At 49.6% G+C, this 19,645-nt stretch carries 22 protein-coding genes; 11 read left to right on the top strand and 11 right to left on the bottom strand.

Annotated elements, in window-relative coordinates; translation table 11 throughout:
* Positions 1 to 78 precede the first annotated feature (78 nt).
* On the top strand, positions 79 to 777 hold the full coding sequence (locus ACO0K3_RS07805; protein WP_422956129.1) for a UPF0149 family protein: 699 nt from the start codon (positions 79 to 81) through the stop codon (positions 775 to 777).
* 303 nt (positions 778 to 1,080) lie between these two features.
* On the top strand, positions 1,081 to 1,335 hold the full coding sequence (locus ACO0K3_RS07800; RefSeq protein WP_422956130.1) for an acyl-CoA-binding protein: 255 nt from the start codon (positions 1,081 to 1,083) through the stop codon (positions 1,333 to 1,335).
* Between the two features lie 103 nt (positions 1,336 to 1,438).
* Here the strand turns inward: ACO0K3_RS07800 and ACO0K3_RS07795 are convergent, their stop codons facing one another.
* A complete protein-coding gene (locus ACO0K3_RS07795) occupies positions 1,439 to 2,422 on the bottom strand; it encodes a 2-hydroxyacid dehydrogenase (RefSeq protein ID WP_422983432.1) in 984 nt (327 codons plus the stop codon).
* A gap of 7 nt (positions 2,423 to 2,429) precedes the next feature.
* Positions 2,430 to 3,863, bottom strand: coding sequence for a sodium:proton antiporter (locus ACO0K3_RS07790; RefSeq protein WP_422983430.1), 1,434 nt, complete (start codon positions 3,861 to 3,863; stop codon positions 2,430 to 2,432).
* A 388-nt stretch (positions 3,864 to 4,251) separates the two neighbouring features.
* Here ACO0K3_RS07790 and fdxA point away from each other — a divergent pair, with 388 nt between their 5' ends.
* The 3 genes from fdxA to ACO0K3_RS07775 all read left to right on the top strand — a co-directional run bounded on the left by fdxA (position 4,252) and on the right by ACO0K3_RS07775 (position 7,362).
* Positions 4,252 to 4,575 carry a ferredoxin FdxA gene (gene fdxA / locus ACO0K3_RS07785; RefSeq protein WP_422983428.1) on the top strand — a complete coding sequence of 108 codons (324 nt, stop codon included), beginning with the start codon at positions 4,252 to 4,254 and terminating at the stop codon, positions 4,573 to 4,575.
* An 84-nt stretch (positions 4,576 to 4,659) separates the two neighbouring features.
* Entirely contained in the window at positions 4,660 to 5,730 is a 1,071-nt protein-coding gene (locus ACO0K3_RS07780) for an NAD(P)/FAD-dependent oxidoreductase (RefSeq protein ID WP_422959778.1), read from the top strand.
* Positions 5,731 to 6,126: 396 nt separating this feature from the next.
* A complete protein-coding gene (locus ACO0K3_RS07775; protein WP_422983426.1) occupies positions 6,127 to 7,362 on the top strand; it encodes a polyhydroxyalkanoate depolymerase in 1,236 nt (411 codons plus the stop codon).
* A gap of 145 nt (positions 7,363 to 7,507) precedes the next feature.
* On the opposite strand, the gene ACO0K3_RS07770 is transcribed toward ACO0K3_RS07775, so the two are convergent.
* Positions 7,508 to 8,104, bottom strand: coding sequence for a DUF4114 domain-containing protein (locus tag ACO0K3_RS07770; RefSeq protein WP_422983424.1), 597 nt, complete (start codon positions 8,102 to 8,104; stop codon positions 7,508 to 7,510).
* A gap of 536 nt (positions 8,105 to 8,640) precedes the next feature.
* Between ACO0K3_RS07770 and rsxB the strand changes: the two genes are divergently transcribed.
* Positions 8,641 to 9,327, top strand: coding sequence for an electron transport complex subunit RsxB (rsxB, locus tag ACO0K3_RS07765; RefSeq protein ID WP_422983422.1), 687 nt, complete (start codon positions 8,641 to 8,643; stop codon positions 9,325 to 9,327).
* Positions 9,324 to 9,971 (top strand): endonuclease III, encoded by a 648-nt coding sequence (nth, locus tag ACO0K3_RS07760; RefSeq protein ID WP_422983420.1) that lies wholly within the window; start codon positions 9,324 to 9,326, stop codon positions 9,969 to 9,971. Before rsxB ends, nth begins: the two co-directional genes overlap by 4 nt.
* Positions 9,972 to 10,106: 135 nt before the next feature.
* Here the strand turns inward: nth and ACO0K3_RS07755 are convergent, their stop codons facing one another.
* Positions 10,107 to 10,691, bottom strand: coding sequence for a malonic semialdehyde reductase (locus tag ACO0K3_RS07755; RefSeq protein WP_422984033.1), 585 nt, complete (start codon positions 10,689 to 10,691; stop codon positions 10,107 to 10,109).
* A 165-nt stretch (positions 10,692 to 10,856) separates the two neighbouring features.
* Here ACO0K3_RS07755 and ACO0K3_RS07750 point away from each other — a divergent pair, with 165 nt between their 5' ends.
* The gene (locus ACO0K3_RS07750) at positions 10,857 to 11,285 is read left to right on the top strand and encodes a DUF1841 family protein (protein WP_422983418.1); all 429 of its coding nucleotides are present in this window, start codon (positions 10,857 to 10,859) and stop codon (positions 11,283 to 11,285) included.
* A 242-nt stretch (positions 11,286 to 11,527) separates the two neighbouring features.
* Here ACO0K3_RS07750 and ACO0K3_RS07745 read toward each other — a convergent pair whose 3' ends face one another.
* Together ACO0K3_RS07745 and ACO0K3_RS07740 are read right to left on the bottom strand one after the other, a co-directional pair.
* Positions 11,528 to 11,884 carry a c-type cytochrome gene (locus ACO0K3_RS07745; protein WP_422956138.1) on the bottom strand — a complete coding sequence of 119 codons (357 nt, stop codon included), beginning with the start codon at positions 11,882 to 11,884 and terminating at the stop codon, positions 11,528 to 11,530.
* A gap of 28 nt (positions 11,885 to 11,912) precedes the next feature.
* Positions 11,913 to 12,233, bottom strand: a complete 321-nt coding sequence (locus ACO0K3_RS07740) for a c-type cytochrome (protein ID WP_422959785.1) — start codon at positions 12,231 to 12,233, stop codon at positions 11,913 to 11,915.
* Between the two features lie 273 nt (positions 12,234 to 12,506).
* Here ACO0K3_RS07740 and ACO0K3_RS07735 point away from each other — a divergent pair, with 273 nt between their 5' ends.
* Positions 12,507 to 13,361 carry an AAA family ATPase gene (locus tag ACO0K3_RS07735; protein ID WP_422983416.1) on the top strand — a complete coding sequence of 285 codons (855 nt, stop codon included), beginning with the start codon at positions 12,507 to 12,509 and terminating at the stop codon, positions 13,359 to 13,361.
* A 344-nt stretch (positions 13,362 to 13,705) separates the two neighbouring features.
* On the opposite strand, the gene ACO0K3_RS07730 is transcribed toward ACO0K3_RS07735, so the two are convergent.
* From ACO0K3_RS07730 to ACO0K3_RS07710, 5 genes are all read right to left on the bottom strand, one after another.
* Complete coding sequence (locus ACO0K3_RS07730; RefSeq protein WP_422983414.1) at positions 13,706 to 14,314, bottom strand: YcnI family protein; 609 nt, start codon at positions 14,312 to 14,314, stop codon at positions 13,706 to 13,708.
* Positions 14,311 to 14,592, bottom strand: coding sequence for a hypothetical protein (locus ACO0K3_RS07725; protein WP_422983412.1), 282 nt, complete (start codon positions 14,590 to 14,592; stop codon positions 14,311 to 14,313). Before ACO0K3_RS07725 ends, ACO0K3_RS07730 begins: the two co-directional genes overlap by 4 nt.
* Positions 14,593 to 14,616: 24 nt before the next feature.
* The gene (locus tag ACO0K3_RS07720; protein ID WP_422983410.1) at positions 14,617 to 15,147 is read right to left on the bottom strand and encodes a copper chaperone PCu(A)C; all 531 of its coding nucleotides are present in this window, start codon (positions 15,145 to 15,147) and stop codon (positions 14,617 to 14,619) included.
* 14 nt (positions 15,148 to 15,161) lie between these two features.
* A complete protein-coding gene (locus ACO0K3_RS07715) occupies positions 15,162 to 15,776 on the bottom strand; it encodes an SCO family protein (RefSeq protein ID WP_422983408.1) in 615 nt (204 codons plus the stop codon).
* A gap of 167 nt (positions 15,777 to 15,943) precedes the next feature.
* Positions 15,944 to 16,378, bottom strand: a complete 435-nt coding sequence (locus ACO0K3_RS07710; RefSeq protein ID WP_422983406.1) for a DUF2946 domain-containing protein — start codon at positions 16,376 to 16,378, stop codon at positions 15,944 to 15,946.
* A gap of 350 nt (positions 16,379 to 16,728) precedes the next feature.
* On the opposite strand from ACO0K3_RS07710, the gene pepF reads away from it, so the two are divergent.
* Positions 16,729 to 18,723: an oligoendopeptidase F gene (gene pepF, locus ACO0K3_RS07705; RefSeq protein WP_422983404.1), complete on the top strand. Its 1,995-nt coding sequence runs from the start codon at positions 16,729 to 16,731 to the stop codon at positions 18,721 to 18,723.
* A gap of 112 nt (positions 18,724 to 18,835) precedes the next feature.
* Entirely contained in the window at positions 18,836 to 19,396 is a 561-nt protein-coding gene (locus ACO0K3_RS07700; RefSeq protein WP_422983402.1) for a YybH family protein, read from the top strand.
* Positions 19,397 to 19,645 lie beyond the last annotated feature (249 nt).

Raw genomic sequence — 19,645 nt, 5'->3', positions numbered from 1 at the left:
GCATTGTACGTTCAAACTCCCCACGAACATGGGACAAAGCGCTACACTTCCGGTATTTCCACATTCACGACTCTAGCCATGCATCTCGACGAACCTCTCAGCGATAAAGAATTTAACGAACTGGACAAATTTTTGATGTCTGACCGCGTCGGCGATGACGGTATGACCATGGACGCGCTGCACGGCTACCTGACAGCGATTGCGATCGGGCCAGAGATGATTCCGATGACCGAATGGCTGCCGCTGGTCTGGGGCTTGCCAGATCAGGCTGAACCGAAATTCAAGACACCCAAAGAAATGGAGCGCATCACTACGCTGATCGCCCGTTTTATGAATGAAATCCAGATCACATTTGAAGTCGCGCCGCAAGAATTTGAGCCGCTGTTCTGCGTGATGGAGCAAGATGGCAAAGAACTCATCGATGGCGAAACCTGGGCATGGGGCTTCTGGGAAGGCATGCAGCTACGCGACGAACAGTGGGAACCGATCTACGAATCAGCAATTGCACCGCTATTGCGCCCGATTTATTTGTTAGGTGCAGAAGAAATCGAAGAAGAGGAAGTGACGCTGGTCGACACGCCACAAAAATGTCATCAGCTTGCAATCGAACTTGAAGCAGCGATTCCAGAAATCCGCCGATTCTGGGCGCCATTACGCAAATCCGGCGTTGCCACCATCAAACGCGATGGCCCGAAAGTCGGTCGTAACGATCCCTGCCCTTGCGGCAGCGGAAAAAAATACAAAGCCTGCTGCGGTGCTGAACCGACTATTCATTAGTTTGAGCTGACTTGAATCGACTTGAACTGTCAGTAATTGAGCGAAAGCGGCCTTACGGCGGCTTTCGCAGAGAGCAAATACTCGAACGCATAATCACACATCCACGTTCAGATCCGCGCTCAGAGTCACATTCACGCTTAAGCACTCGGCGGCCAGATCAAAACATCACCCAAGCAAATTGTCACTTCAGACTTCCCAAAACAAGCACGGTTGACGTCCGAAGATTCCCTCTAGGGATCTGCTTTGGCGGGTAGGCCGAGTATGCTATTTTGCTGTTTCCGATTCATCCCACAGGAGTAGCGTATGAGCCTGCAAGACCAATTCACTCAAGCCTTAACTGATTCAAAAAACCTGCCAGAGCGCCCTGACAATATGACGCTGCTAAAAATCTACGCCCTGTTTAAACAAGGCAGTGCCGGTGATGCAACGGGTGACCGTCCAGGTATTACTGACTTCGTCGGCCGCGCCAAATTCGATGCATGGGCTGCGCTGACAGGAACCACAAAAGAAGCGGCGATGCAAGATTATGTCGACCTGATTAATGGTTTGAAAGACTAAGCAAAAAAACAGGAATATAGGGGGAGTATTTTTTATTCACGCCGTCAGTATTGCGCAATATGGCATAAAAATGACTATACTCCTACCCTGTATCTGTTTGGAATTATGACGTCGGCCAGAGTTCCGGATTCAACAGATTGGGCGGACGCTCGCCACCCAAGGCAGCAATCAGATTCGTCGCAGCACATCCTGCCATCGCCCGCCTGGTCGCCTCGGATGCGCTGGCAATATGCGGTGTCAGCACGACATTCTCCAGACTTAAAAAATCCGGATGAAATTTCGGTTCATTCTCGAACACATCCAGACCTGCTGCGGCAATCGTCTTCGCCCGCAAAGCGGCGATCAAGGCCACATCATCCACAATTCCGCCACGCGCCAGATTGACCAGAGTCGCCGTCGGCTTCATCATCGCGAGCTCATCGGCACCTATCGTATGGTGCGACGCTACTGAATAAGGCAAGACCAGCACAACGTGATCTGCCGTACGCAGCAACTCTTCTTTACTGACATAATTAGCCTTATTCGCACGTGCCTCCTGCTCAGGATCTAAGCGCGAGCGATTGTGATAGACGACCCGCATATCAAAGCCCATCGAGCGCCGTGCAATCGCCTGACCGATGCGTCCCATGCCGATCACGCCCAAGGTCGAGCCATGCAGATCAGCACCGAGAAAGCCGTTATACGACCATTTTTTCCACTGCCCTGCGCGCAGCCAATGTTCAGCCTCGGTGATACGGCGCGCAGTCGCCATCAATAATGCCCAGCCGAAGTCGGCGGTCGTCTCATTCAAGACATCCGGCGTATTACTCGCCATCACCCGATGAGCCGAGCAAGCTGCAACATCAATATTGTCGTAACCAACCGCCATTTGGGCGATCATTTTCAGATCAGGTAATTGCTGCAACAGCTCGACATTAAAACGAGCGCTCGCAGTTGTGAACACGCCCTGTTTGCCCTGTAATTTCGTCACCAGTTCCTGGGGTGAAAAAATCACATCCTCCTGATTCGACTCCACCTCAAAATGCTGCGATAGCAATTGCAAAATCTCTGGAAAAACAGCGCGGGTTACTAAGATAGCGGGTTTCATTGTCATCCTAAAAAAAGAGGAAAGTCATCAAAGCGAACAAAGGCAGCAAGATGCCACAAGACCAGGCCATATAGGCAAAAAAGCCGGGCATCACAATCCCGCGTTGCTCAGCAATCGCCTTCACCATCATGTTAGGGGCATTGCCAATATAACTATTTGCACCCATAAACACCGAGCCGCAAGAGATCGCTGCCAGCGTACCGGCGAGCGGCCCCATCAATGCCACCGGATCCCCTCCTGCCGTATTAAAGAACACCAAATAGGTTGGCGCATTATCCAGGAACGATGACAGCAAGCCGCTGGCCCAAAAATACATCGCATTGACCGGCTGTCCCTGCGCATCGGACACCACATGAATCACCGCTGAAAAAGCGCCTGCTTCGCCTGCTTTAAGCATGGTAATTACTGGCACGATGGTGATAAAAATAGCGGCAAATATTTTTGCTACCTCTGCCATCGGCGCCCAGGAAAATTCATTGCCCAGACGGGCACTGGCGGGCGTCAGCTTCAGCGACGTAACGAGTAATAACAATAATCCCACATCACGCACCACGTTTTCCAGCGCAATGGAAACACCGAGAACCAAAATATTGACTCCGGATTTCCACAAGCCGCTGATCAAAACGAAAGCGACCACGCCAAACAGTAATAAAAAATTGAATTTGCCATCAATCGACAAAGGCGAATCCGGCGTCGGATCGAGCTGTAACGGGCGTTCTTCCTCGCGATTATGATAGTAGTGGCGATCAATCAGGTAGAAGATCACCAGCAAACTTAGACATAAAAACAAAGTAGGCTGTGCCAGATGTTTCAACGTCCACAAAAAATCCACTCCTTGTAAAAACCCGAGGAACAAAGGCGGATCCCCCAGCGGCGTCAGAGCACCACCGGCATTCGCCACCAGAAAAATAAAAAACACCATGACATGCTTCACATGCCGGCGATTGTCGTTGGCCCTGATCAGCGGACGTACCAGCAGCATCGCAGCACCAGTCGTGCCCATGACGCTCGCCAGCAAGGTGCCGAGCATCAGCAGGCCTGCATTCAATTCCGGGGTGCCATGCAGATTACCGTTCAGACAAATACCGCCAGCAATCACAAACAAACTACTCAATAAAATCATGAACGGCAGGTATTCAGCAAACAGCGTATGTGCAACACTGCCCGAGGCCACATCCGCGCCAAACACATAGGCACAAGGCAGCAGAAAGGCCAGCGACCAGCCAGCAACAATTTTGCCGAAATGCGCGTGCCAGATCGCCGGCATCAGCATGGGAGCGAAGGCAATCGATATCAGTACACCTGCAAAAGGGACGCTCCACAATGCTGACAAAGTAGAACCCTGCAAATCACCCGCAAAGCTCAGCGCGGGGAGCAACAGAAAAAACAAAGCGAATAAATAAACAAATCCTGCCGGGCGGATAACGTGTGTTTGTATCATTAAGATATTTTTTATTGTCATGATGAACCGCAGAAAGTAGCTAACAGAAACGAGATTTACGGGATACGCATGGTAGCCGGAAATAAGAGATAAAATTTTGCCAATTACAACAATTTCCCAGCAATCAAAAAATTTCATCCGACAGTCCGGCTTTTAAATGCAGATAGACATAACTAGATACATATCAAACCCTCGGTTCGACGATTTGCTAGCATCTTATCAGTTGACTCTGGCAGGACAAGCAATGCGGACAACGTATTTGCTTATTCGTAATTTATCTAAGCCTAATTTGTGAGTTAGTTGAAATTGCCTTAAAATACAAGGCTTTGCAACCATAGCACTTGATGGTTGTGCCTTAATACCCCCGAATACTTAAAGAAGGACTGTTATGACCCACGTTGTGACCGAATCCTGCATCCGTTGTCGCTATACCGATTGCGTGGATGTATGCCCGGTGGACTGCTTCCGCGCAGGTCCCAATTTCCTGGTAATTGATCCAGACGAATGCATCGACTGCGCTGTTTGCGTGGCTGAATGCCCGGTCAATGCAATCTATGCCGAGGAAGATGTACCAGCGGATCAACAACAGTTCATTAAGATCAATGCTGATCTGATCCGTAGCTGGCCATCTATTACCAAAACAATCAGCCCATTGACAGATGCCGATGACTGGAAAGATGTTAAAGATAAATTGCAGTATCTGGAACGTTAATCGGTTATCGCGGTAAGTGCGCTGCAATGCGCTTACCGACTCACTTATTCTCGCTCGCAAGAAAATCAGGAAATACCAAGTCGTATGGAAAACAATAAAACAAATCCAGTCAATGCAGTGATCGAGGCAGATGCCGTGATCATTGGCGCTGGTCCGGTCGGGCTGTTTCAGGTCTTTGAACTAGGTCTGCTGGAAATCAAAGCACACGTCATCGATTCACTCGCCGTCGTTGGTGGTCAGTGCGTTGAGCTGTATCCGGATAAACCGATCTACGACATCCCTGCTGTGCCCGTCTGCACGGGACAAGAGTTGACCGACAATCTGCTGAAACAGATCGAGCCGTTTGAACCGACCTTCCATCTGGGTCAGGAAGTGACGCTGGTTGCACGTCGAGAAGATGGCCGCTTTGATCTGGAAACATCGACAGGTACCCGCTTCATTACCAAAACGATTTTCATCGCTGCTGGCGTTGGCTCCTTCCAGCCACGCACATTGAAAGTAGAAGGCATTGAAGCCTTTGACAATAAACAAGTCTTCTATCGCGTCAAAGATCCTAGTCAGTTCCACGGCAAAAATCTGGTGATCTGCGGTGGTGGTGACTCTGCACTCGACTGGGCATTAAATCTGGTCGGCAAGGCTGAGTCCGTCGTGCTGCTGCATCGTCGTGACGATTTCCGTGCGGCACCGGCTTCCGTTGCGAAGATGAAAGAGCTGTGCGAGAACTTTGAAATGCAATTGACGATTGGTCAGGTCACCGGTATTGAAACCAAAGACGATCTACTGTCCGAGATCAAAGTCACCGGCGCTGATGGTGTGACGCGTCGTATGCCTTTGGACAATTTGCTAGTGTTCTTCGGTTTGTCGCCAAAACTCGGCCCTATCGCTGAATGGGGCCTCGACATCGAGCGTAAACAATTAAAAGTCGTCAATACTGAGAAGTTTGAAACCAACGTACCGGGTATTTTCGCGGTCGGTGACATCAATACCTATCCAGGCAAAAAGAAACTGATTTTGTCAGGCTTCCATGAGGCAGCGCTGGCAGCGTTCGGTGCGGCACCGTATATTTTCCCTGAAAAGAAAATCCACATGCAATACACGACGACCTCACCAAAACTGCACAAAATCTTAGGTGTAGAAACACCAGTCTTCGACTAATTCTGACATTTTCATCAAAAACCGCAGCTTGTGCTGCGGTTTTTTTATGTCCAGACAGTGTCCGAACCAAGCTCTGCACGGAGGATTGAATTAAATTAATATCTGACTATCTACCTAAATACCCACCTGAACAAAATTGAATATGTCTGAACCTGTCTGACTATTTCTCATCACTCATTTGGAGAAAATCTGAGATGCTGTCGCACAACAAGACTAGCTGGCAGGGGAAAATATTTCCTTGTTTTAAGATTAAAGATTTAACAGTAATTTACATCGCGGCAACAGCGATTTGGCTACAGCTGCGACAAAGTTTTAAATCTGGTTTATGATGCATTGCAACAAGCTAGACTACTTTTTCTAATCTTGAATTGATACACCTATCCGAAAGACACGATTATGCTCTATCAACTTCATGAACTGAACCGCGCTTTTCTGAACCCGATGACACAATGGGCAGAAGCATCATCGAAGCTATTTACCAATCCTGTTTCTCCTCTGGCGCACTCTCCTTATGCACAGCGTATCGCTGCGGGTTATGAGTTGCTGTTCCGCCTCGGTAAAGATTACGAAAAACCAGAATTCGGCATCACAACAACTACCGTCGACAAACAAACGGTAGAAGTTGTGCAAAGCACTGCTGTGATCAAGCCATTTTGCAAACTGCTGCATTTCAAAAAGAATTTGCCTGAAAAAGAGCTGAGCAAACTCAAGCAACCAACTGTCTTGCTGGTTGCGCCGCTGTCCGGCCATCATTCAACATTGCTGCGCGACACCGTACGCGGACTGTTGCCGCAACATGATGTGTATATTACCGACTGGACCGACGCGCGGATGGTGCCGCTTAGCGAAGGTACCTTTCATTTGCATGATTACATCTACTACGTTCAAGATTTTATTCGCTTGCTCGGACCGGATGTACACGTCATTTCTGTGTGTCAGCCAACGGTACCGGTACTTGCCGCGATCTCTTTGATGGCAACCGCCAAAGACCCGAAACTGCCAAAAACGATGACCATGATGGGCGGTCCGATTGATCCACGCAAATCACCGACACAAGTCAATAATCTTGCCACCGAAAAGAAATTTTCGTGGTTTGAAAATACCGTCATCTACAGCGTGCCAGCCAACTACCCAGGCTATGGCCGCAAAGTGTATCCAGGCTTCTTGCAACACACTGGCTTCGTCGCCATGAACCCTGATCGCCATGCGCAAAGTCACTGGGATTTTTACCAGCATCTGGTACAAGGTGATGATGAATCAGCGGAGCAGCATCGTAAATTCTATGATGAATACAATGCCGTTCTTGATATGCCAGCAGACTACTATCTGGAAACGATTAAAACCGTGTTTCAGGAATTTAATCTACCTAAAGGCACATGGGAAGTCGAAGGCAAATTAGTGCGCCCACAGGACATTAAAACCGTTGCCCTATTCACTGTCGAAGGCGAACTCGATGACATCTCAGGTCCGGGACAAACGCAGGCTGCACATGATCTGTGCAGCGGCATACCGACCAAGATGAAACAGGATTTCGTCGCACCTGGTTGTGGTCACTACGGGATTTTCTCCGGTCGCCGCTGGCGCGAAATTATCGCACCGAAAATCGGCGCGTTCATTCAGGAACATCGTTAATCTTCCCTTCAACCAATGATGCTCGGAAATTAGCTTGCGATGCTCTGATGCACCGCAAGCACTTACAAAAAAACCGCTTAAGACCAAGCGGTTTTTTTATTTAAGGTCAGATAATGTTATCTGCCAGTGTGCTCTTCTGAGCGAATCAGCCTTGTTGGCGACGTTTGCCAAACAGTGCCAGCACGCCCAGACCCAAGCCGAATAACAATGGTGTTGCAGGCAAAGGAATTGCCTGCGCGTTGCTGACGTTGGTAAACACAAAGTTTTCGTCATGGTAGTTGTAATCGCCACCGTTTCTCAAATCCTCAAAAGCCACATAAACACCTGCCGGTATTGCGATATCTCCAGCGTAAGAACTCGAGTAAATATGATTGACACCATCAGAGTTCAGTGATTTTTGTGAGAACCAGGTATCGCCGTTATTCAAGACATTCAGACGGAACACCAGACTATCGCCTGCATTCACCGTGCCGAAGTTCAGCATTTGCCCATAAACCGACGTGTGATTATTCAAACCGCTAATACCTGTATCAACGCCATTCACCAGTAAGCTCAAGGTATTCGTGTAACCTGCGGTCGAATCAGCAAAATAAGCTAAGACATCGCCAGTCGTAGTAGCAACGAAACTATAGAGTGTTGGATTTGGTGTCCCGCTGGCACCGTATGCCGTTGGTATGGCAGATGCGCTTGAGGCGACACCGAGACTGATGACTAAGGCTGCAAACAAAGACTTGAGCTTCATGTGATTTCCTTTAAGAAATTGGCGAAAAATTGAGTTAATAACACTAGATGCAGTCAGTAATGCAAATTCCATTCCATATTTCCCAGAGACTGTCATTAGCGTACTTTACAAAAAAAGGACAGTTCTCACCCCAATCCGATAGCCCGGGTTCAAACACGCCATTAATGACATCGAAAAAATACTGACAATCGCTTAAAACTCAACACTGGCACGACTTAGCGCACGACGAGCATCATTTGTTGGCGATTACCAAGACAGTATTTATTCATATTTTTAAAATTGTGCTTGATTAAAAAATACGTATCTTTTGCTGTGCGACGACGATCGAGCAGCGCCAGCCGAAGCACGAAAATATTGCTTTAAAGAGAGTAGTCTGACTGACTGTAAATAATTCCGACAGCCACTCCCCCCTCGGTTCAACTGATGACCCAACAGAGCAAGTACAGCTCGACTGTCCTCACAGCAACAGCAATACCGCCCGACAAGTTGCTGTTTCAAGGATAATAGGCATCTTCGCTATTCCATAGAAAAAGCACGTGTCACCCACCCTCGCAGACCAATTAGAAAATTTGCTACCGCAAACGCAGTGCACCAAATGCGGCTATCCTGCCTGCCGTCCCTATGCCGAGGCAATTGCTGAGGGTAAGGCGAATTACAACCAATGCCCGCCCGGTGGGCAAGAAGGCGTCAATCGCCTCGCGCAGCTCTTGGGCAAACCCCGTATTCCCCTCGACATTAGTCATGGTCTGGAACGCGTGCGACCCGTCGCGGTGATCGATGAAGCGTATTGCATAGGGTGCACGCTGTGTATTCAGGCATGTCCCGTTGACGCAATACTTGGCGCGGCAAAGCAAATGCACACCGTATTACCGTCACTCTGCACTGGCTGCGACCTCTGCGTCGCCCCCTGCCCGGTCGACTGCATTAGCATGGTCGATGTCACGCCGGGCAAAACGGGCTGGAATGCGTGGACGCCAGATCAGGCGGATCAGGCTCGTCAGCATTTTCACGCACGTGAATTACGATTAAAAAGAGACGCTCAAGAAAATGATGACAGGCTCGCCGCCAAAGCGGTGGCAAAACTAGCCGCCTTAGCAGACGAACCAGCATTAAGCGCCGCAGAGAGTGCAGAGCGCGATCGCAAAAAAGCGATCATCGCCGCCGCCATCGAGCGCGCCCGTCTGAAAAAACTTGATGCCGACACGGATAAGAACAAGTCATGAATAAACTAAAACGCTATGAAATTTTTAGTCGCTTGCAAGCGCAAAATCCGCATCCGACTACCGAGCTGGAATACACAAGTCCGTTCGAATTATTGATCGCCGTATTGCTGTCCGCACAAGCCACCGACGTCTCCGTCAACAAAGCAACACGCAAACTCTATCCGGTAGCCAATACACCGGAAAAAATCCTTGCACTCGATGTAGAAGGACTGATTCCGTATATTCAAACGATAGGATTATTTCGCACCAAAGCAAAAAATGTGATTGCTACCTGCAAGATCCTGATCGATCAGCATGGCAGTGAAGTACCGAAGGAGCGCGAGGCATTAGAAGCACTGCCCGGTGTCGGCAGAAAAACAGCGAATGTCGTCATGAACACCGCCTTTGGCGAGCCGACGATTGCGGTAGATACACACATCTTCCGCGTCTCTAACCGCACAGGAATTGCACCCGGCAAAAACGTCGATATCGTCGAAGAGAAGCTGCTCAAGTTTGTGCCTGATGAATTTAAACTTGACGCCCATCACTGGCTGATTCTGCATGGTCGCTATACCTGTCTTGCACGCACACCCAAATGCTGGAACTGCATGATCGCTGACCTCTGCGAATACAAACAAAAAACGCCCTTACCAAAGGGCGCTTAAAACTAAATTGCATTTAATTTAATTTAATTTAATTTAATTTAATTTAATTTAATTTAATTCAGCGTAACACCACACAACACCATATCCCATTTACAACAGCAGAATGTGCCCGGCTACTGCGGGCACAGCGATCCGTCAGACTATCTTGCATGCCTCATCAAAACTCAAGCGTGGCGAGCGCGGAAATACTTTGTCTGCATCGCCATAACCGATATTGCAAACGAAATTCACCTTCACCGATGTACCGGCAAAGAATGTCGCATTCAGTTTTTCCGGATCAAAGCCAGACATAGGGCCGCAATCCAGCCCAATCGCACGCGCAGCCAGCATCAGATATGCGCCTTGCAAAGACGAATTACGGAAAGCCGTCGCATCGATCAAAGGCTGGTTACCGACAAACCAGGAGCGTGCATCAGCATGCGGGAAAATTTTTGGTAACTGCTCGTAAAATTCCATATCCATACCAATGATCGCCGTCACTGGAGCTGTCTTGGTTTTTTCCACATTACCCGGTGCCATGCAGTCGAGTAATTTAGCTTTTTCTGCGGCACCCTTCACAAAAATCACGCGGGCCGGAGAGCAGTTCGCTGAGGTAGACCCCCACTTCATCAAATCATATATCTGCTGTAATTGCGCATCGCTGACAGGCTTATCCTGCCAGGCATTATGCGTACGTGCAGTGGTGAACAAAGTATCCAGATGTTCTTGAGTCAGCATGATGAAATCTCCAGGTGAGGTTAAGCTGCGGATCATACCTGAAACTGTCAATGCATTCACCAACTCGCCTGCCGGTGAGAGTAACTCAAGGTGGGCTATCGGGAGACGAATGGGCGGCTATTTGCAGAGCCGAGTACAATACGCGCATCCCGGATTTTGAGTTTTACCATGTTCACACCTAGCCAACACGATGTACGCCGCTTCTTCTGCGAAACCTACCGCAAATCGACTGCCAGAGAAATCCTGACGCCCTTAGAAAGCATCGCTGCCGACTGGTTGAATCAACATCCCGAATACCATTCGATTCTGGGCGACCTTGATGCGGCACTAGCCGCCGATTACAGCGTTGATCAGGGGCAAACCAATCCTTTCCTGCATCTGTCCATGCATCTGACGATTAGCGAACAGATCTCGGTGGACCAACCTGCCGGTGTCCGTTTCGCGTTTCAGCGTTTGACGCAAAAAACTAACTCAGAACACGAAGCCCATCACCAGATCATGGAATGTCTCGGTGAAATGATCTGGACCTCGCAACGTACTGGCCTGCCGCCAGATGGCGCAGCCTATATTGACGCCCTCAATCTACGGGCACGCTGATACGGTTCAAAAAAAGCAGCTCCCACATACACCGCTAAAACTCGCCCGACCAGCGCGCCAAAGCTCTGTAAAAATCCTCAAAAAAATGCCGTTAATTAAGCGGCATTTTTTATTTTATTGAGCGGCGCAAGCGATAAAAAAGCCACGACTTCTCGTGGCTTTTTTAATACTGAAAACTCAATCTGCAATCTACAATCACAATCTGCTCACTCACACTAACCGAACAGACGAGATAATTGCAATTACTTACGCATGACGATGCTGCCTGGCAAACTATTCAGGTACGCTGCAATGTTTTCGATATCGGCGTTTGACAAAGCTTTTGCCTGTGCACCCATGATCGCGTTACCACGGCCGTTTGGCGCATCAGCACCGTGTTGATAAGCTTTCAGCGCGTGAGCGATGTAGTCCTTGTGTTGACCAGCCAGTTTTGGGTAACTAGGATCGATAGGGGAATTGTAGTCTTTACCGTGGCAAGAGAAACAAGCGGCTTTTTCAGCGGCGGCTTTACCTGCTTCGATATTTCCGCCAGCGACAGCGGACAAAGACACTGCCGACAAAGTCGTCAACAATAAGGCCAGTAATGTGTTCTTTTTCATGATTGCTCCTGTTCTTATTTTTGTAGGCTTATTTCTGCTGAGCATAGTAAGCAGCCAAATCAGCGATATCCTGATCAGACAAGCTACCAGCAATACCACGCATCGTCGGGTGTTTGCGATCGCCCTTTTGGTAGGCTTTCAACGCGCTTTCGATGTACTTGGCAGATTGACCACCAATCATCGGCACTTGAAATACCTCAGGATAAGTTGCTTTGTAACCAGCGATGGCGTGGCAACCAATACACATGGCAACTTTGTTTTCAGCAGCCTTGGCATTGCCAACCACATCTGCCGCAGCGGCAACCTGGGTAACGCTCACCAGGGCGAGAAGTGCGAACAATTTTTTCATAATAGCGAGGATAGAATTATCGAAAGGGCGGTTTGATCCAACACAGTATTTTAGCTGATTACAATCAAATTTACCTAAAATAGCTGTCCTCCATGATCGAAAGTCCGTCTTTTTTTATGCTTTAGCACAACAACCCCGCGTCAAACACAGAGCAATACCGTCAAAATAGCACAGCCGTTCACAAGACCTCCCGTTCTCGCTTATACTCAATCCCAGTGCAATCCGCTATTTCATCTGCTCAATATACATTCACATCTGACCCCCAATCACACCATGACACAAGCAACCCGCTTTGACGGCGCACAAAACTATGTCGCGACCGATGATTTGAAACTGGCAGTCAACGCTGCCCTCAAACTGCAACGCCCGCTGTTGATCAAAGGCGAACCCGGTACCGGCAAAACTATGCTGGCCGAAGAAGTCGCTGCCGCGCTGAATATGCCACTGCTGCAATGGCACATCAAATCCACGACCAAAGCCCAGCAAGGCCTGTATGAATACGACGCCGTATCACGCCTGCGCGACTCGCAGCTCGGTGACGAGCGCGTCAAGGACATTCACAACTACATCGTCAAAGGCGTGTTGTGGCAAGCCTTCACAGCCAATGAGCCGGTCGTGCTGCTGATTGATGAAATCGATAAAGCCGATATTGAATTTCCTAACGATTTGCTGCGCGAACTTGATCGCATGGAATTCTACGTCTATGAAACCCGCGAAATGGTGCGTGCCGTACATCGTCCGCTGGTGATCATCACCTCGAACAATGAAAAAGAATTGCCAGACGCCTTCCTGCGCCGCTGCTTCTTCCATTACATCAAGTTCCCGGAAAAAGAGACGATGCAAAAAATCGTTGATGTGCATTTCCCTACACTCAAAAGCGACCTGCTCGCCGCTGCCCTGCAAACCTTTTACGAAGTCCGCGAAGTCAATGGTCTCAAGAAAAAACCATCGACATCCGAACTCATCGACTGGCTCAAGCTTTTGCTCGCCGAAGATATTCCACTCGAAGCTCTGCGTAGCAAAGACAACAAACTTGCCGTGCCACCGCTGCATGGCGCCTTGCTGAAGAATGAGCAGGACGTGCACCTGTTTGAACGTCTGGTATTTATGTCCCGCACCAATCGCTGATCACTGGTATCTGCAACATATAAAAAAATGCCGCTAATTCAGCGGCGTTTTTTATTTGATAATTTGATAATTTGTTTCTTCATCAGGACTTACGCAAAACGACAAACTGCCAAGCAGTTACAAAGCAACACGCAGGCTGGATGCGGCTTCCAAAGGTTTTTCGTGCCAACAGGCGCATCCAGCCTGCGGATTCGTTTGTGGAACTCTAAAAACCCATTAATCGATATCTCATAACACCGCTTACTCCTGCCTTTTCTCTGTGCCTCTGTGCCTCGGTGCCTCGGTGCCTCGGTGTTGCTATGGTGAGAGAGTTTGGTTTTGCGTCAGTCCTGTTTAGCTAGCGCTCAATGCTGATGTCCTGCCTCTTGCTTCCCCTGTACATCCAGCATCGGCGCTGGTGCTTTTAAGTCTTTTTTGCTTTGACCTTCCTTCGGGATTTCTACCCAATCCCAGCGTCCCTGCTCACACAACTGCGTGACTTTAAAATACAACTTACCCGGCGTATCCGGCAATTTCACCTGAACTGAAAACTCATCATAATGCGCGTCCGGCAATAGTCCCTCAGACCAGCTCACCTCACGCACATCTTTGCTGATAGTTTTACCGTGTGACTGATATGGTGTCGCCAGGTCCTCAACTTGGGTAGTCAGCTTCCAGCCCGCTTTGGGCATGGGTTTGGCGCCCATCACACCATCAGGCAATGTGACTTTCACGGTATGGGTGCCACTGCCCTCACAGCCATGACCAATCTTAAATGTCAGCTTTTGATAAGCACCTGTAAATGCGGTCGTTTGCTCCATCGTGACATGAGCGTTCGCCATTGGCGACACCATGCCCACCAAAGCCGCCAACGCTACTAGAATCAGCGGGGCGTGCTTAATATGCTTAGTGTGCTTAATGTGCTTAGTGTTTTTAGTATGTTCAACGTTTGCTATCTGTGTCATTTGCTTCATATGAATTCTCTTTTTAGTGATGTTGTAGCCGGTTTCATGGATAGGTTTGGTTTATTCCCTGTCGCCGCGTGATTCGCTTGGTTTATTAACTGAAATTCAATCACTGGTGATGGCGGGCTATGGCGTAAGGACTGACTCAGATAAAACGCATAAGCATGCCAGATACCCAGAACACAAATCGCCGCCACGTTAAAACAACGTAAGGTACTCAATGTCAACGAGGCAGTCGCATGTGCCGGTGTCTCAGCATGTTGAGAGGTGGTGGTAATCGCTTGCATGATCTACTCCTGTCGATAAAAAAATTAATGATGCATCGCGCTGCTCGCCGCCTGATTCAGCGGTTTTGCAGCAGCCTTGATCTCGATCATCGTGCGCTTTTTATCCTTACCCTCGACTACCAGAGTCAGAGGAATCAGATCGCCCTCTTTGACCTGCGATTTCAGATCAATCAGCATCACGTGATATCCACCCGGATTCAGCTCAACAGCTTTCCCGGCTGGTAAATCCAGTGCTGGGACAGCCCGCATTTTCATCACGTTGTCGACCATCTCCATCTTATGCAATTCCACCGTCGCAGCGGCAGATGAGCGCACCTCGATCAAACGCACATCTTGCGCCGAAGTCAGTTGCATAAAAGCGCCCGTCACCTTTTGCTGGCTGACGGTAGAGCGCACCCAGGCATCTTTGACAGTGACTTGCGCCTGCGCTGATATCGCAGCAACGCTGAGTACGCTTGCGCCAACCAATCTAAGGAGACGGCTTTGGGAAAAAGTAAATGTGCTGGTGACTGTATTGGTGGTTATATTGATGATTGTGTTCATGCTCGTTTTCATAATGTGATCCTTCATTAAATAGTGTGAGACGCCATCAGGCTGCGCATATCCTGCGCACACTGACTGGCAGTTTGTTCATGTTTGAGTGCGAGACGGATGCGCCCCTCGGTGTCAAATACATAGGTGATCGCGGTGTGATCCATGGTGTAAGAACTGCCGCTAGGAATTTTTTTATAAAAAATCCTGAACTCCTTCGCCGCCTCTTCCGTTTCAGACACAGAACCGCTCAATCCCAAAAACCCGGGGTCAAACGCCGCCGTGTATTGCCGCAGCAATTCAGGCGTGTCGCGCTCAGGATCAATCGTCACAAACACGACCTGAATGTTGTCGCCCTCAGCACCAAGCAATTTGCGCACCTCAACCGCTCGCGCCAAGGCTGTCGGGCAAACATCAGGACATTGAGTGAAGCCAAAGAACAGCATCACATAGCGTCCTTTAAAGCTACCCAGCGTGCGAACAACGCCATCAGGACTACGCAAATGAAGCACCTTGCCGAAGTCCGCCCCCGTAATATCGAGTCCGGTAAACACCGGCGCAGAACGCGAGCAACCAGCGATGATACCGCCACCGATAGTCGCCATCACGGCAGTGACTGTACCGAATTGGAGTAAGGCACGACGTGAGGTCATAGCGCCACCTCGCACAACCTGAAGGGCAATGTGGCAGACAAACAGCGATCAGCCGCAGCGCACTGCCATGCGGCGGAGATTTTTAAATAGTCAGACATAAATTTCCTGAATGAATACAGCAAAACATCATGCAAAGCGAACTCAGCTAGGCATGCAGCATCAGAGATTCAGGACAAGACAGGCGGCGCACGCGGATTGGCGCTCACCCAGGAGAACAGTGGTTGAGGGGATTGATAAAACAGCGCAGAAAAAGTCTGCGTAAAACGCGGCACTACCGAAGCAGCAGTGACAGATGGTAAAAACAACTGATCATCGCTATGCAACAGACACAGAGCACAATGCGACGACGCCTGCTGCGAACCGGAGTCCGGTGTGAGTCCCGATGCAGCGCCAGTACTCTTGCCTGCCTGAACAGACGTGACTTTCACGACTTGACCAGTAACACGGTCAACCCACTTATTCCCGACCGCACTACAAATTTCGATCAACGCGCCGCTCTGGCTGCGCACCGGCATCGCCATCGACGGCATCAGCACATTCAACAGCAATGCGCAGCACGCAAGCCAGATAGTGAAGGTTCGAAGTCGGAAAGAAAGTCGCATACGCAGATTATAACCAATCGACTCATGTCCTGATAGCAGATACATAGTCGGAAGAAGCTGTAGAAAATGGCACCCGCAAATAACAGGCTCACACGCTGGAGCAAATGTAAAATCCCTGACTCCCCGGACAACATCCCCTCTCCATCTCCCGGAAGAAAGGCGTCCGCACCCCACCCGACAAAAGTCGCCCAAAAGTCAGCCCAACATCATCCCAAATAAAATTCATCCAAACCCACCCACGCCAAGATAAGCGCCCGTCTAATTCCTTAGAAAAAATATTTTCAAAAAAAACATCTTTTACGCCAGGTTTTCAGACAAAATAATGCGGCAAAGCTTGTGCTACGGCGCTTATGTCCCGTATTGCCGTGCGTATTGCCATTGCGCACCACCAACTCGCGAACAAAGCTGTCAGGCGCATTGCTTATTCAGACAGAGACATCCCGACTTACAACAACCAGACAAACCGACGACCAGCCATGAAAAAATCTCTCCAGCGCAGCATCCTCTCCCTCGCGATTGCCTTCACCCTGCCAGCCTTTGCCCACGCAGAGACCGACGCCGACCGCTGGAATCTGAAAGATCTCTACGCCAGCAGTGCCGATTGGGACAAAGACGCCGCCAAGCTCGATGCACAATTAAAAGAATTCAATACCTGCAAAGGTCAGATCGGCAGCTCGGTCAAACGCTTTAAAGCCTGTATAGATCTGAATCAGGATTTGCAAAAACGTCTGGCGCGACTCGCTAACTATGCGTCCTTCCTGCATGATCAGAACACTGGCGACAGCGCGGGTCTCGACATCAACCAGCGTGCCGAAATCCTGATGAGCAAGGTCGAAGAAGCCAGCTCGTTTCTACGTCCGGAGATCCTGCGCATCGGTGCACCGAAGATCCAAGGATTCCTGAAGCAAGATGCCTCGCTCAAAATCTATGCGCATCCGATGGACGACATCCTGCGCACCGCCAGCCACACGCTCGACAACAAAGGGGAAGACATCGTCGCCGCCTTTGGTCTGACAGCCAATGCTGCGCAAGCCGTGCATTCCACCCTGTCTAATTCCGATACGCAGTGGCCAAAGATCAGCGTCGAGGGCAAAGAAATCACGCTCGACCAGTCCGCTTACACCAAGTACCGCACCAGCGGCGACCGCAATATGCGCAAGCAAGTGTTCGATCAATATTGGTCCACATGGAAATCGTATGAACAGACCTACGGCGTCACCTTCTACGAGATGCTGAAAAAAGATTCGGTCTATGCCAAAGTCCGCAACTACCCCGACTCGCTGACCCAGGCACTGGACGGCAACAAACTACCACGCGCCGTCTACGACACCCTGATCGAACAAACCCGCGCCAACCTGCCGACCTTGCATCGCTACTTCAAATTACGTAGCAAACTCATGGGCATCCCCGACCTGCACTACTACGACATCTACCCGCCGATGATCACTGCGCAGGACAAGGCCGCGCTGAATTTCCCGATTGCGCAAGGTGTCGACCTGATGCTCGCCGCAGTCAAACCGCTCGGTGATGACTATGTCAAAGCGCTGGGCAAAGCCGTGACTGAGCGCTGGATGGACGTCTACCCGCGTCCGAAAAAACGTTCCGGCGCCTACATGCAAGGAACCTCCTACGATGTCCATCCGTACATCCTGCTCAATCACAACGATGATTACGAATCCGTCTCCACCCTCGCGCACGAATGGGGTCACGGCATGCACTCGTATCTCGCGAATAAATCGCAGCCCTTCATCACCTCCGACTACCCGATCTTCACTGCAGAAATCGCCTCCACCACCAATCAGGTGCTGCTGCAAGATCACATGCTCAAGATCGCCAAAACCGATGAAGAACGCCTCGCCTATCTAGGCTCAGAACTCGAAGGCATCCGTGGCACCTTCTTCCGTCAAGCCATGTTCGCCGACTTCGAACGCACCGTACACGCCAAGGTCGACAAAGGCGAATCCCTGACCGGCGAAGCCCTGACCAAAATCTACGGCGACATCCTCAAGACCTACCACGGCGACGCACAAAACATCCTCAAGATCGACGACCAGTACGCGATCGAATGGGCCGCCATCCCGCATTTTTATAACCGCTTCTATGTCTTCCAATACGCCACCTCAATCGCCGCCGGCACCATGTTCGCCGACGACATCCTCAAGGGCAAACCCGGCGCACGCGACAACTACCTCAACATCCTCAAAGCAGGCGGCTCGCAATATCCGTATGAGCTAGTAAAAGCAGCAGGCGTCGACCTCGCCACGCCAACACCGTACAAAGCAATTGTGGCGCGCATGAATAGCATCATGGATCAGATTGAGGGGATTGTTGCGAAGAGGAAGTAGTATTTAAGAGTTGCTGTAAGAGATTTTAGGATATGAATGGTATGCCTGCTTTAGGCATACCATTTTAGTTTTTTACGTTTCTATTTTTCATAAAAATATATAAAGATTTCCCATGCATCGTACGTTGTTTCTTTGTGCATTATTTTGCACTCTGCTCTCGTCAATCGCCCTCGCCGACACTCCAACACGAGCACGTGTAAGCACACCTGAGGATATACAGGCGATTACGCAAGTGACGCAGGATTTTCAGATGGCGATCCGGACTAAGAATCTGAAACAACTAGCTGGTCTGATGCTGCATTCCAAGCTGATGTTTGAATCACCAGCGTCACCGGAGATGGTGCGTTCTGTGCGGGAGAAATTTGACCCTAGTTTTGACGGTACTGGATCAAGCAGTTATACAAGTTTTGCGCAATTCGTTGCAAAGGATAAAGGCAATCTGGACGAACGCTTTAGCAATATTCAGATTACCCAAGACGGGCACATTGCTTGGGTAATCTTCGATTATGAATTTGTGAAAGACAATCAGGTAGAGAACTACGGCGTGGAGACCTGGCAGATGATGAAAAATGCAGACAGTCAATGGAAGATCATCAGCGTCGTCTGGTCGTCACATCCAGCGGTGCCGGTGAATAAGCCTGCGGTATCATCCAATACCGTAGAGAAGAAGTAAGCTGATTGACGCTAATTTTCTTAAGGTCGCTTCGTTTGACTTCGGCTGACACTCTGAACATGCAGCTAGCCCGTAGGGTGCGCCATGCGCACCGCTTTGTATTTGCATTACCCGTAACAACCATTCTTCTGCATCACTGGTGCGCACGGCGCACCCTACTGTCTGCTAATTTATCGATCCGAATAAATAGAGCGCATCAATAAAAATAGATCCTATCCGCGCACGCTCTATCATCAAGGCAGGCAACCA

Origin of the sequence: Undibacterium sp. Rencai35W (genome assembly GCF_049340185.1) — a bacterium.
In the GTDB taxonomy this organism is placed as follows: domain Bacteria; phylum Pseudomonadota; class Gammaproteobacteria; order Burkholderiales; family Burkholderiaceae_D; genus Undibacterium.
This window is presented reverse-complemented; position numbering and strand designations above follow the sequence as displayed.

Bases quoted from the DNA above. Each gene is read 5' to 3' on its own strand.
- ACO0K3_RS07745 (WP_422956138.1), bottom strand. From the start codon at position 11,884: ATGAAAAAGAACACATTACTGGCCTTATTGTTGACGACTTTGTCGGCA.
- pepF (WP_422983404.1), top strand. From the start codon at position 16,729: ATGTCCCGTATTGCCGTGCGTATTGCCATTGCGCACCACCAACTCGCG.
- ACO0K3_RS07780 (WP_422959778.1), top strand. From the start codon at position 4,660: ATGGAAAACAATAAAACAAATCCAGTCAATGCAGTGATCGAGGCAGAT.
- ACO0K3_RS07700 (WP_422983402.1), top strand. From the start codon at position 18,836: ATGCATCGTACGTTGTTTCTTTGTGCATTATTTTGCACTCTGCTCTCG.
- ACO0K3_RS07775 (WP_422983426.1), top strand. From the start codon at position 6,127: ATGCTCTATCAACTTCATGAACTGAACCGCGCTTTTCTGAACCCGATG.
- ACO0K3_RS07800 (WP_422956130.1), top strand. From the start codon at position 1,081: ATGAGCCTGCAAGACCAATTCACTCAAGCCTTAACTGATTCAAAAAAC.
- ACO0K3_RS07715 (WP_422983408.1), bottom strand. From the start codon at position 15,776: ATGACCTCACGTCGTGCCTTACTCCAATTCGGTACAGTCACTGCCGTG.
- ACO0K3_RS07720 (WP_422983410.1), bottom strand. From the start codon at position 15,147: ATGAAAACGAGCATGAACACAATCATCAATATAACCACCAATACAGTC.
- ACO0K3_RS07730 (WP_422983414.1), bottom strand. From the start codon at position 14,314: ATGAAGCAAATGACACAGATAGCAAACGTTGAACATACTAAAAACACT.
- ACO0K3_RS07750 (WP_422983418.1), top strand. From the start codon at position 10,857: ATGTTCACACCTAGCCAACACGATGTACGCCGCTTCTTCTGCGAAACC.
- nth (WP_422983420.1), top strand. From the start codon at position 9,324: ATGAATAAACTAAAACGCTATGAAATTTTTAGTCGCTTGCAAGCGCAA.
- ACO0K3_RS07805 (WP_422956129.1), top strand. From the start codon at position 79: ATGCATCTCGACGAACCTCTCAGCGATAAAGAATTTAACGAACTGGAC.
- ACO0K3_RS07740 (WP_422959785.1), bottom strand. From the start codon at position 12,233: ATGAAAAAATTGTTCGCACTTCTCGCCCTGGTGAGCGTTACCCAGGTT.
- ACO0K3_RS07770 (WP_422983424.1), bottom strand. From the start codon at position 8,104: ATGAAGCTCAAGTCTTTGTTTGCAGCCTTAGTCATCAGTCTCGGTGTC.
- fdxA (WP_422983428.1), top strand. From the start codon at position 4,252: ATGACCCACGTTGTGACCGAATCCTGCATCCGTTGTCGCTATACCGAT.
- ACO0K3_RS07735 (WP_422983416.1), top strand. From the start codon at position 12,507: ATGACACAAGCAACCCGCTTTGACGGCGCACAAAACTATGTCGCGACC.
- ACO0K3_RS07725 (WP_422983412.1), bottom strand. From the start codon at position 14,592: ATGCAAGCGATTACCACCACCTCTCAACATGCTGAGACACCGGCACAT.
- ACO0K3_RS07710 (WP_422983406.1), bottom strand. From the start codon at position 16,378: ATGCGACTTTCTTTCCGACTTCGAACCTTCACTATCTGGCTTGCGTGC.
- ACO0K3_RS07790 (WP_422983430.1), bottom strand. From the start codon at position 3,863: ATGATACAAACACACGTTATCCGCCCGGCAGGATTTGTTTATTTATTC.
- ACO0K3_RS07795 (WP_422983432.1), bottom strand. From the start codon at position 2,422: ATGAAACCCGCTATCTTAGTAACCCGCGCTGTTTTTCCAGAGATTTTG.